This is a genomic window from Actinomadura montaniterrae (assembly GCF_008923365.1).
GTDB lineage: Bacteria > Actinomycetota > Actinomycetes > Streptosporangiales > Streptosporangiaceae > Spirillospora > Spirillospora montaniterrae.
In genome coordinates this window covers 1-11,190 of the sequence record NZ_WBMR01000279.1, presented here as the reverse complement: position 1 = coordinate 11,190, position 11,190 = coordinate 1, and the positions used below count along the sequence as shown (strand labels likewise).

General features: G+C 72.1%; 11 protein-coding genes and 2 pseudogenes. 7 read left to right on the top strand and 6 right to left on the bottom strand.

All coding sequences use genetic code 11. From position 1 onward, the window contains the following. The 3 genes and pseudogenes from F9B16_RS54305 to F9B16_RS45190 all read right to left on the bottom strand — a co-directional run. Positions 1-191: pseudogene (locus F9B16_RS54305) on the bottom strand (IS5/IS1182 family transposase); the annotation flags it as partial. A 106-nt stretch (positions 192-297) separates the two neighbouring features. Next, positions 298-637 (bottom strand): annotated as a pseudogene (locus F9B16_RS54300) (IS5 family transposase); the annotation flags it as partial. 54 nt (positions 638-691) lie between these two features. Beyond that, positions 692-1,312: a TetR/AcrR family transcriptional regulator gene (locus F9B16_RS45190; RefSeq protein ID WP_151546439.1), complete on the bottom strand. Its 621-nt coding sequence runs from the start codon at positions 1,310-1,312 to the stop codon at positions 692-694. A gap of 145 nt (positions 1,313-1,457) precedes the next feature. On the opposite strand from F9B16_RS45190, the gene F9B16_RS45185 reads away from it, so the two are divergent. From F9B16_RS45185 to F9B16_RS45175, 3 genes are all read left to right on the top strand, one after another. Then, complete coding sequence (locus tag F9B16_RS45185; protein ID WP_151546438.1) at positions 1,458-2,036, top strand: VOC family protein; 579 nt, start codon at positions 1,458-1,460, stop codon at positions 2,034-2,036. 14 nt (positions 2,037-2,050) lie between these two features. Beyond that, positions 2,051-3,574, top strand: a complete 1,524-nt coding sequence (locus tag F9B16_RS45180; RefSeq protein ID WP_151546437.1) for a class I adenylate-forming enzyme family protein — start codon at positions 2,051-2,053, stop codon at positions 3,572-3,574. A gap of 221 nt (positions 3,575-3,795) precedes the next feature. Continuing rightward, positions 3,796-4,116 carry a nuclear transport factor 2-like protein gene (locus F9B16_RS45175; protein WP_151546436.1) on the top strand — a complete coding sequence of 107 codons (321 nt, stop codon included), beginning with the start codon at positions 3,796-3,798 and terminating at the stop codon, positions 4,114-4,116. Between the two features lie 31 nt (positions 4,117-4,147). On the opposite strand, the gene F9B16_RS45170 is transcribed toward F9B16_RS45175, so the two are convergent. Next, the gene (locus F9B16_RS45170) at positions 4,148-5,320 is read right to left on the bottom strand and encodes an FAD-dependent monooxygenase (RefSeq protein ID WP_151546435.1); all 1,173 of its coding nucleotides are present in this window, start codon (positions 5,318-5,320) and stop codon (positions 4,148-4,150) included. A gap of 85 nt (positions 5,321-5,405) precedes the next feature. Here F9B16_RS45170 and F9B16_RS45165 point away from each other — a divergent pair, with 85 nt between their 5' ends. After that, a complete protein-coding gene (locus F9B16_RS45165) occupies positions 5,406-5,996 on the top strand; it encodes a TetR/AcrR family transcriptional regulator (protein WP_151546434.1) in 591 nt (196 codons plus the stop codon). Positions 5,997-6,123: 127 nt separating this feature from the next. Here the strand turns inward: F9B16_RS45165 and F9B16_RS45160 are convergent, their stop codons facing one another. Next, the gene (locus F9B16_RS45160) at positions 6,124-6,873 is read right to left on the bottom strand and encodes an HD domain-containing protein (RefSeq protein ID WP_151546433.1); all 750 of its coding nucleotides are present in this window, start codon (positions 6,871-6,873) and stop codon (positions 6,124-6,126) included. Positions 6,874-6,992: 119 nt separating this feature from the next. Here F9B16_RS45160 and F9B16_RS45155 point away from each other — a divergent pair, with 119 nt between their 5' ends. From F9B16_RS45155 to F9B16_RS45145, 3 genes are all read left to right on the top strand, one after another. Then, on the top strand, positions 6,993-7,439 hold the full coding sequence (locus tag F9B16_RS45155; protein WP_151546432.1) for a MaoC/PaaZ C-terminal domain-containing protein: 447 nt from the start codon (positions 6,993-6,995) through the stop codon (positions 7,437-7,439). A 93-nt stretch (positions 7,440-7,532) separates the two neighbouring features. Beyond that, positions 7,533-8,507: an alpha/beta fold hydrolase gene (locus F9B16_RS45150; RefSeq protein ID WP_151546431.1), complete on the top strand. Its 975-nt coding sequence runs from the start codon at positions 7,533-7,535 to the stop codon at positions 8,505-8,507. Next, on the top strand, positions 8,498-9,361 hold the full coding sequence (locus F9B16_RS45145; protein WP_151546430.1) for an SDR family NAD(P)-dependent oxidoreductase: 864 nt from the start codon (positions 8,498-8,500) through the stop codon (positions 9,359-9,361). The genes F9B16_RS45150 and F9B16_RS45145 overlap by 10 nt, the downstream gene beginning before the upstream one ends. A gap of 20 nt (positions 9,362-9,381) precedes the next feature. Here F9B16_RS45145 and F9B16_RS45140 read toward each other — a convergent pair whose 3' ends face one another. Continuing rightward, positions 9,382-10,836 (bottom strand): hypothetical protein, encoded by a 1,455-nt coding sequence (locus tag F9B16_RS45140; protein ID WP_192809317.1) that lies wholly within the window; start codon positions 10,834-10,836, stop codon positions 9,382-9,384. Between the last annotated feature and the right edge of the window lie 354 nt (positions 10,837-11,190).

The window sequence follows — 11,190 nt, the reverse complement described above, 5'->3', positions numbered from 1 at the left end:
ACGTGATCGGGACGGCGGCGCGGGCGACCCGGCCCCAGCCGCGTCACGTTGATGGCGTCCAGGACCGCGACGAACTGCGGGCTGTCACCCCACTGACCAGGAGTGACCAGGAAGGACAGGACCCGGCAGCGGCCGTCGGCGGCCAGATGAATCTTGGTGGACAACCCGCCGCGGGAACGTCCTAGTGCTTCGCCTGCCGGGCCACCTCCTCCAGCAGGGCGACCAGCTCGCGCCATGACGGGTTGTCCTGGTTCGTCCCGGCGCCGTCCCCCCTTTCAGGTGGGGCGGGCGGCGGCCGGTGCGGGGCGCCGGCCGCGTGCTGATGCGCCCGCTGGATCGTGGAATCGACCGACACCCGCCAGTCGATGTCCCCGGCGGCGTCGGCCTGGGCGCGCACCACCTGAAGCAGCCGCTCCCAAGTCCCATCCGCCGACCAGCGCCGAAACCGCTTGTAGACAGTGATCCACTCCCCGAACTCCGGCGGCAGATCACGCCAGGGCACACCGGTCCGCACCCGATGACAGATCCCATTGATCACCCGACGATGGTCGACCCACCGACCACCCCGCCCGCCCGTCGGCGGCAGCAACGGCGCCAGCCGCTCCCACTGCGCATCGGTCAAGTCACCACGACCCATCAACCCACAGTGACCCAACCAACGCCCACCGTCAGCCGATCCAAGAAACAGGCCCTAGTCGGCCCGCCAGTAGATGGCGCGGTACCAGATCTCGCCGAGGGCGCGGATCGCGGCCTCGTCGTCGATGTCGGCGTCCTCGCCCGCGCCGGCGAGGCGGTCGTAGCAGAACTGGTTGAGCATCGCGACGATCGCCGCGGCCGTGAGGCCCGGGTCGACGCCGGGGCAGTAGCCCTCCCGCTGCGCGCGCCGGACGCTCTCGGCGATGCTCTCCACGGCGTCGTCGCACAGCTCGCGCCAGTGCCCGGCGAACTCCTCGTTGATCATGGCGAGCTGGAAGACGCCGACCATCTCGGCGAGCCGTTCGCGATAGGTCATCCAGTGCGCGCGCGCCGACTCCATGACGCGCTCGCGGTGCGGCACGCCGTGCTTGTAGGCGACCACCGCGCGGGCCTTGGCCTCGGCGCGGAAGTCGTCCGCCCAGTGGGCGAGCAGGTCTTCCTTGGAGTCGTAGTAGTTGTAGAACGAGGCGGGCGAGCGGCCGGCCTCCTGCGCTATGTCGGCGACCGTCATCGCGAGGAAGCCCTTGCGGGCGATGATCCGGCGGGCGGCGGCCTCGATCGCGGCGAGCGTCTTGCGCCCGCGCACGGTCGGACGCGTGGTCTGATCCTTCTCCACACCTGAACCTAACACCGGTTTCTCCTCGTGCCGGGACGCCCGGGAGCCCCGCGGGCGCGTCCCCGGGCCCTTTACAGCGGGGCCGGCGCGAGAGAGTATCTAAATCTGACGTTAGCATTAGATTATCCGCACCCGAGGAGTGAGCATGAGCGCAGAGAGCACCGGCGGGGAGCCGGCCTTCCGCATCCGCGGCTTCAACCACGTCGCGCTGGTCTGCTCGGACATGAAGCGCACCGTGGACTTCTACAGCGGCGTCCTCGGCATGAAGCTGATCAAGACGCTGGACCTGCCGGACGGCATGGGCCAGCACTTCTTCTTCGACGCGGGCAACGGCAACTCGCTCGCCTTCTTCTGGTTCCCGAACTCCCCGGAGGCCAGCCCCGGCGTCGCCGCGCCGGTGACGGTGCCGGGCTTCGGCGAGTGGATCAGCGGGATCGGGTCGCTCAACCACGTCGCGTTCGACGTCCCGCCCGACATGTTCGAGGAGTACCGGGCCCGGCTGAAGGCCAAGGGCGTGAAGGTCGCGCCGATCGTCAACCACGACGACAGCCCGACCCAGGTCGCCCGCTCGATGCACCCCGGCGTGTACGTCCGGTCCTTCTACTTCCAGGACCCGGACGGCATCCTGCTGGAGTTCGCGTGCTGGCTGCGCGACTTCACGCCCGAGGACGTCGCGCACGAACCGCGCACCGCCGCCGACCGCGACACGCCCCTCCAGGGCTGACGGGGCACCGGGCCGTGCAGAGCTGGATCCACGTCCTCGAATGGCGCGCGTCGGCGCACCGCGACCGGACCGCTGTCCGCGACGACCGCGGCGCCCGCCTGACCTACGGGGAGCTGCTGGACGCGGTGGAGCGCCGCGCCGGCGGCTGGGCCGCGCTCGGGATCGGCGACGGCGACGTCGTCGCGGTCATGGCGCGCAACAGCGCCGACTTCCTGGTCCACGCGCTCGCGCTGATGCGGGCCGGCGCGATCCCCGCGTTCGTCAACTGGCGGCTCGCCGCGCCGGAGCTGGCGCGGCTCTGCGCGCTCCTCACCCCGGTCGCCGCCGTCGCCGACCCCGCCTTCACCGGCACCGTCGGCAAGGCCGCGCCCGGCCTGCGCGCCCGCGTGGTGATCGGGACGGCGGACGGCGGCTGGGTCCCGGACGCGGAGCTGGACGCTCCCCCGCCGCCCCGGCCCGCCGAACGGCTGTCCGCGACGGGCGTGTTCGGGCTGATGCACACCAGCGGCACGACCGGGCGCCCGAAGGCGATCCCGCTGGACAACGCCTCGCTCATCCGCAGCCTGTCCGGCTTCGCCATCGAGATCGGCGACCAGGTCCCCGGGTCCCGGCACCTGCAGCTGATGCCGCTGTTCCACCTCGCCGGATGGGCGCAGGCGATGCAGTGCGTGCTGACGGCCGGGGAGCTGATCGTGCACGGCGCGTTCCAGCCGGACGCCGTCGTCGACGCGATCGCGACGGACCGCGTCGAGTTCTTCACCGCCGGGCCCACGCTCATCGACATGCTGGTCGCCGAGGTGCGGGGCCGCGCCGTCCGGCCCGACCTGTCGTCGCTGCGGGAGATCCAGTACGGGTCCGCGCCGATCACCCCGGCGTCGCTGCGCGCCGCGCTCGACACCCTCGGCTGCCGGTTCCGGCAGATCTACGGCAACACCGAGTGCCAGTCGTTCATCAGCCTCCTGCACCCCGACGACCACGTGCCGGACGGCCCGCACCTGGCGAGCGCCGGGAACGTCACGCTCGGCTGGGAGGTCCGCGTCACCGGGCCGGACGGGTCGGACGTGCCGCCCGGCGAGCCCGGCGAGCTGCTCATCCGCGGCGACTCGCTGACCAGCGGCTACTGGCGCGACCCGGACGCCACGGCCGCCGCGTTCACCCCGGACGGCTGGTACCGCACCGGCGACGTCGTCCGCATCGACTCCGGCGGCTACCTGTTCGTCGTCGACCGCGCCAAGGACATGATCATCAGCGGCGGGGAGAACGTCTTCCCCGCCGAGGTCGAGGCCGCGCTCGCCGAGCACCCGGACGTGGCGGAGGTCGCGGTGATCGGCGTCCCGGACGAGCGCTGGGGCGAGGCCGTCCACGCCGTCGTGGTGCCCGCCCCGGGTGCCGCGCTGTCCGGCCCCGCCCTCATCGACTGGATCCGCGACCGGATCGCGCACTTCAAGTGCCCCCGCACGATCGAGTTCGTCGACGCCCTCCCCCGCAACGCCACCGGCAAGGTCGTGAAGAACGACCTGCGGACCGCCCGCCGCTGACTCCCCCCGGAGCCCGCGGTGGGCGGACCGCCCCGCTGACCCGGCCCCTCCGCGGGTCAGCGGCGCTCCCTCGCTCCCCGGCCGCCGGGCCCCCGCCCGCCGGCGGCCGGGGCGCGGCGCCCCGGCGTAGAGGCGCGCGCCCCGGGGTACGGGATCATCACTGTCCGTGACGCTCCGCCGGCACCCGCCCGCGCGGCGTCCTCCCGCGAAGGAGCGGTCCCGTGATCCCTGCCGAGCAGCTGAGCGAGCCGGCCGTCCGCGCCCTGGTGGACGCGATCAACGCCAACGACGTCGACGCGTTCCGCGCGGCGCTCACGCCCGACGCGACGATGAGCGACGACGGCAGCGACCGCGACCTGCGGCAGTGGGCCGACCGCGAGATCTTCTCCTCCAACGGGCACATGGACGTCGAGTCCGAGGCCGACGGCGGCCGGTCGCTGGTCGCCCGGTACCGCAACGACACCTGGGGCGAGATGCGGACCGCATGGCGCTTCGACGTCCGCGACGGCAAGGTGAGCCGCTTCGAGACCGGCCAGGCCTGACCGCCCGGCCCGGCCGCCCGCTCGCCCGGTATCAGCGGCGGGCGGGGTCGCTCGCCAGCTCGGACAGGTTCATCGCCATCGTCCGGTGCACCGCCGGGACGAAGTCGAGGGCGCGGAGCGCGGTGTTGCGGATGCCGCGCAGCGGGCCGCCGCTCACGGTGGCGACGCGGGTGATCTTGTGGGTGAACGCGACGACCTCCTCGGCGACCGGACGGCGCTCCGCCTCGTACTCGTCCAGGACGGTCCCGGAGGCGCCGTCGCGCAGCACGGCGGTCAGCTTGGCCGCGAGGTTGAGCGCGTCCTGGATGCCGGTGTTCATGCCCTGGCCGCCCGCCGGGCTGTGCACGTGGGCGGCGTCGCCGGCGAGGAAGAGCCGTCCGGCGCGGTAGTGGTCGGCGAGCCGGTGGTGCACCCGGAACCGCGAGCTCCACACCAGGTCCTTGACGGTCACGGGGTGTGCGCGCGGGCCGCGCTCGTCCAGCAGCGCCTGCACGTGCGCGAGGTCCGGCGCCTCGGGGGCGTGGTCGACGGTCGCGACGATGCGGTGCCGGCCCCCGGGCAGCGGCGCCACCACCGTCACGCCCTCGGCGGAGAAGAAGAGCATCACCTCGTTCGGGACGTCCGGCCAGTCAAGGTGGACGTCGGCGAGCACGAACGACTGGGCGTAGGTGTCGCCGGTGAACGCGATCCCGGTCTTGTCGCGGACGACGCTGTGCATGCCGTCCGCGCCGACCGCGTAGCGGGCCCGGATCGTCCGGCCGTCCTTCATGGTCGCGATGACGTGCGGGCCGTCCTGCCCGATGTGGGCCAGCTCGTGCGGGCGCAGGACGCGCCCGCCGGCGGCGCGCAGCCGGTCGCCGAGCAGTTCCTCGGTGACGTTCTGCGGGACGAGCAGGGTGAACGGGTAGTCGGTGGGGAGCGAGCCGAAGTCGACCTTCAGCAGCACCCGGTCGCGCTCGCGGACGGTGAAGCGGGGGACGACCACGCCCCGTTCGACCAGGTCCCCGGTGACGTCGATGTCGCGCAGCACCTCGAGCGTCCGGGCGTGGACGACCGCGGCGCGCGAGGTGTTCGCCCCGGCCGCCGCCTTGTCGATCAGCACGGCGTCGACGCCGGCGCGGGCGAGGGCCGTGGCGAGGGCCAGGCCGACCGGCCCGGCGCCCACGATGAGGACGTCGGTGGTGCCGGGAAGCTCGTCGGGCATGGGAGTCCCCTTCCTCCGGGAAAGTCCTCTACATCCGTAGAGGCGGGCGCCACTCTACACTTGTAGAGTCGCGGAGGGAGGAGAGGTGACCGACACCACAGCGGGCCAGGGCGCCGACCGCCGGCGGCTGCTCGCCGAGGCGGCGATCAGCACGCTGGCGCGCGCCGGCATGCGCGGCCTGACGCACCGCGCGGTCGACGAGACCGCCGGGCTGCCGCCCGGGTCCTGCTCGTACTACTTCCGCACCCGGCAGGCGCTCCTGCAGGGCGCCGTCGAGCGGCTCGCCGAGACCGACCTCGCGGAGATGGCGGAACGGCCCCCGCTCGACCACCCGGCGACCCTCGCCGACATCGCCGAGCGGGCGGCCGCCCTCATCGCGCACATGACGACCGCCGGCCGCGAGCGCGTCCTCGCGCGGTACGAACTCGTCCTGGAGGCGACCCGGCGGCCCGAGCTGAAGGACGTGCTGGAGGCGGCGGCCGACCGGCACCGGGCCCTCATCGAGGGCATCCTCGCCGCGGCGGGCGCGCCCGTCGCCGCCGGGCGCGCCCCCGCCCTCGTCGCCTGCCTCGACGGCCTCCTCCACGAACAGGTCGTCGGCACCGCCGACCTGACCCCTACCGAACTCCGGAGGACGGTGCGCACCCTCCTCGAATCCTTCACCGCCCCTCCGTGACCAGGACCCGGTGCGCTGCGACGCACCCCGGCCGTCGCGCGAGCGCGTTATCTGCCCGGGGAGGCGAAGCCGGAGGCGAGCCTCCCCGGGCAGCTCGCGAAGCGAGGTCGCGCTCGCACAAGCACGGTCAGGGGTGCGAGCCGCCAGGCGAGTACCCCTGGGCCGGGGTTGCGGAGAACACAGCCGCGAAGCGCTCGTCGGCGCGGTCGAGCTGGCCGGTGATGTGCTGCTTGACCTGGGCTTCCAGCGGGGTGTCGGGGCGGTTGACCAGCTCCCGGAGCGGCGGGACGAGCGGCCGGTACTTGCGGGCGAGCTTGCGGACCTTCGGGCCGGTGGTGTGCATCAGCCCGACGCCGTTGTCGGTGAAGTCGGAGACCTTGATGATGCGCGCGGACGGGTTCCGGTCGAGGCTCTCGGCGACGTGCGCCCGGTACTGGGCGTGGACGTCGCCGCCGCGGTCGTAGACGGGGTTCGTCACCGCGCGGACGAGCCCGGCGACGCGCGGCCCGAACTCCGCCTCCAGCACGTCCAGGGCCGCCTCGCGCGGGTCGCCGCGACCGTGGCCGTCCCCGGCGAGGTCGGCGGGGTGGTCCTCGACGGAGTCGTGCAGGAGCGCGGCGACGAGGACGTCCACGTCGTCCACCCGGTAGTGGCACATGACGCGCAGCGTCACGCGGAGCAGGTGGTTGATCGTGGGCTCGCTGACCCGGCGGTCCTGCCGGTGCAGGTCGCTCGCCAGGGCCAGGGCGGTGCTGAGGCGCCGCCAGTCCGGTTCGGGGAAGCGGAGGATCTCGCGGGAGAACCGGTCGCGGAGGCCGGCCTCGCCGTACACCGCGGTGATCGTGTGGAGCGGAAGGGTCTCGAGAAAGCCGGGCACCGTGCTCCCCTCTCGCGGGAAGGAGTCCCCGGGTCCGGAGTGTGCGGTCCGTCCCGCGTACAAATCGGACGCGATGTGTGATCATCCGGTTCCGCCCGCACGACGGAAGGACGCCCCGGATGGCCTACTCGCTCGCCGACTTCCCGGACCTCGTCGGCAAGGAGCTGTTCTGCTCGGACTGGGAGCTCATCGGAAGCGCCGACGAGGAGGCGTTCAGGCACGCGACGTTCCTGCGCGAGGACTTCATGGGCCGGCCGGTGTCCGGGGGCGGCGGGTCCGGCGAGCGGACGGTCTCGGGGTTCCTGCTGCTGTCGATGCTGGTCGCGTTCCACAAGCGGGAACTGGACCTCGGCTCCGGCGGGCTGAACTACGGCGTCGACAGCGTCCGGTTCCTGCGGCCGGTGCGGACCGGCCGGCGCGTCCGGGCGCGGGCGACGCTCCTCGACGTCCGGGAGAAGGACGCCGGGACGCGCGTGCTGACCCGCAACGAACTGGAGACCGAGGGCACCGGGAGCCCGGCGATGGTCGCCGACTGGATCACGTTCTTCCCGCGCGACGGCGCCTGACGGTTTCCCACTGAGCGAGACATCGCGCTGCCATCGGCGCCGCCGTCCTGCACGCTCCGAAGGTCAGGTCCCTCGTCGCGAAGGAACCGCAGCATGGCCGGCTGGACTCATCGGTACGCGCGCATCAACGGCCTCGACGTCCACTACGTGGAGCAGGGCGAGGGGCCGCTCGTCGTCCTCCTGCACGGGTTCCCGCACCTCTGGTTCAGCTGGCGGCACCAGATCGGGCCGATCGCCGACGCCGGCTTCCGGGTCGTCGCGCCGGACATGCGCGGCATGGGCGGGACGAGCGGCCCGGACGACCACCGCCAATACGGCGTCGAGCACATCGTCGGCGACGTCACCGGGCTCCTCGACCACCTCGGCGCGGAGCGGGCCGTGTTCAGCGGCCTCGACTTCGGCCTGTTCGCCGCCTACGACCTCGCCTACCACCACCCCGAGCGCGTCGCGGCGATCATCGGGCTGGAGAACCCGTTCTTCACCCCGAGCGACGAGTCGCCGCTGACGCTCGCCGCCCGCCAGGCGAAGCGGCACTTCAACCACATCCACTACTTCGCCGAGCCGGGCGCCGCCGACCGGGACCTCGGCGCGGCGCCCCGCGAGTTCCTGCGCAAGGTCTTCTACGCGCTGTCCAGCGACTACCACTACCTCGACGTCTGGCGGAAGCCACCCGGGACGACGTACATCGACGCGCTGCCGGACACCCCGCCGGTCCCCTGGAACTGGCTGACCGACCTGGAACTGGAGTTCTACGTCGACGCCTACAGCCGCAGTGGATTCACCGGCGGGCTGAACTGGTACCGCGCGATGGACCTTTCCTGGGAGCACCGGAAGGCGTACAAGGGCCGGAAGAATCCCGTGCCGTTCTATTTCATCGGCAGCGAGCAGGACGCCGACCTGGAGGGCTGGCACGGCGACGACCCGCTGAGCAGACTGCACGAGCATTACGAGGACGTCCGCGACGTCCGGATGCTCAAGAACGCGGGCCACATGATGCAGATGGAGAAACCCGAGGAGACGACCGCGACCATGCTGGAATTCCTCGCGAGGAGCGGCGGATGGGCCTGACCGGAGACCGGGTGGCGGTGGTCACCGGGGCGAGCCGCGGCGCCGGTAAGGGCATCGCGCTCGCCCTCGGCGAGACCGGCGCGACCGTGTACGTGACGGGGCGCACCCGCGCCGACGGCGACGCGGACCTGCCGGGCAGCGTCTTCGCCACCGCCGAGGAGATCGGCGAGCGCGGCGGCACCGGCGTCCCGGTGATCTGCGACCACTCCGACGACGACCAGGTCAGGGCCCTGTTCGAGCAGGTCGAGCGGGAACGCGGCGGGCTGGACGTCCTGGTCAACAACGCGTTCACGATCCCCGACGGCCTGACCCGCAAGGGCCCCTTCTGGGAGAAGCCGCTCGGGTTGCAGGACATGCTCGACGTCGGCATGCGGTCGGCGTACGTCGCGACGTACTACGCGGCGCCGCTGCTGGTCCGTGGCGACGGCGGGCTCGTCGTGAACACGTCGTCGTTCGGCGGACGCTGCTACATGCACGGCCCCGCCTACGGCGCCGGAAAGGCCGCCGTGGACAAGATGGCCCACGACATGGCGGTCGATTTCCGTCCCTACAACGTCGCCGTCATCTCGCTGTGGATGGGGCTGCTGAAGACCGAACGGAACCAGGCCCTTTTCGACGGCGTCCCCGACAAGTACGCCTCGTTCGCCGCCGGAGCCGAGTCGCCGGAGTTCAGCGGCCGGGTCATCGACGCCCTCGCCCGTTCCGCCGACCCGATGAAATGGACGGGACAGGTCCTCATCGGCGCGGAACTCGGCGAGGAGCTCGGCGTCACCGACATCGACGGCAGCCGCCCGCACTCCCACCGCGCCATGCTCGGCGACCCGCCCACCTACAACCCGGCCGTGGTCGAATAACAGCCGCTCTGATCAGCGGATCACTTGTTCTTGCGGGGGACGTAAAGGCGGATGTCGTCGATGACCGCCTCGCCCTCGTAGTAGTTCAGGTGCGGGTCGCCGATGACGAAGGAATCGGGGTACGCCGAGCCCTTCGGCCACGTGTGCGGGGTGACCCACGTTCCGTTCGGGCCCTTGTGGACGAGCTTGCGGTCGAAACGGCCGTCGTACTCGCCCGGCGTCTGGTTGTAGTGCCAGATCGGGCGGCCGTTCTCGATGAAGTCGTGGTGGACGCGCAGTGTCGCCTGCCCGATGAACCGGAACGGGCCGCTCATCTCCAGCGTGTACCCGGTGTCGTCGCGCTCGACGGCGAACCGGTACGACGCCTTCGGCAGCAGTTGCGGCTGGAGTTCCGCGCTGGTCAGGTGGCCCTCGAACCGCTTGCCGGGCCCGTACGGCTGGTCGAGCGACGCGTTCCCGCAGGCGGTCTTGGCGTAGTACTCGGTGCTGATGTCGTTGTCGGGGCCGCCGATGAACTTGTCGCCGCGCGCGAACAGCGCGTTCACGCCGTTGAAGGTGCCGTCGAACGTCCGGTACATCTTGCGGGTCTTCGGGTTGCAGGTCGCGGCGCGCTTCCAGCGGGGAAGGTCGCTGTAATAGCCGTCCATGATGACCTTGCGCCGGAAATGGATGTCCGGGTTGCCGTGCGGCGCGGGCGTCGCGTAATCGAGGATCGTCATGTAGTAGAAGCCGTTCTCCCGCGTCACGTCGTGGTAGTCGCAGCGCGACTTTCCGGGGAGCGCGCCGGTGAACGTCCACGGGTAACGGGTCTTGCAGGGCTCCTTGGTGTAGCCGTTGTGGCGGCCGTTGTAGTCGAACGTGCCGTTCCGCTTCCCGCCGAAGTCGATGCCGCGCAGCGTCATCTCGACGCGGTAGTGCCGCGGCAGCGGGCGGGTCGGCCGGATCAGCACGCCCGCGTCCCAGCTCGGCTCGGAGAGCCGCGCGGCCTTCTGCCCGCCGGGCAGGGTGACCGTCGACAGGCCGGGGCGGGAGTCGGGCCGTCCGTCGTGGTTCTTGTCGACAGCGGCGACCTCGGCGGTCAGCCATCCCCTGCTGCCGAACGCGACGCGCTTGCGGTACACGTTCAGCGTCGCCATCTGCTTCTTGAAGAGCGGGCCGCTCATCCTCGTCCAGGCCTCGCCGTCGTCGTCGAACGCGTCGACGTTCCACGGGCTGCGCTTGCCCTGCGGGTCGAGCCGCCACTTCGCGCCGTCGACGCGCAGGGGCCGGTTGAAGTTCTCGGCGTCGACCAGGACCCAGCGTCCCTTGCCGTTCGCGGCGACCGCGTTCCCGGAGGACGCGTTCGCGGCGACCGCGTTCCCGGAGGACGCGTTCCCGGAGGACGCGTTCCCGGCGGGCGAGGGCCACGCCACGGAGGCGGTGGTCATGGCGGTCGCCCCGGCGGCGGCGATGGCGGCCTTCCAGCTTCTCTTCACGGCGTGACTCCTCGAATGCCCGGACCAAAGGGGCGCAGTGCCCTCCGGTGGTCAATCAGAGAGCCCGCCTCCCGTGGACATGGCGTCCGACATGCGGTCTTGCCCCTTTCTTGGCCGGTCCCGGCGCCGTCCCGGGGACGCTCCTGAAGAAGCCCTGGAATTTTCGGTTATCGCCCGTCCCGCGCGGGGTCCGCTGCGTGTTCGCCCAGCCCCGACGAGAGAAGGATGTGGCATCGCCATGAGCTATCCCCCTGGCCCGGGCACCGGACGGCCGCGTCCCGCGAGGCCGCGCCCCGGCCGGCCGCGCAGGGCGTCCCGCCGCGTCGCCGCCTGGACGGCCGCGGGCGCGGCGGG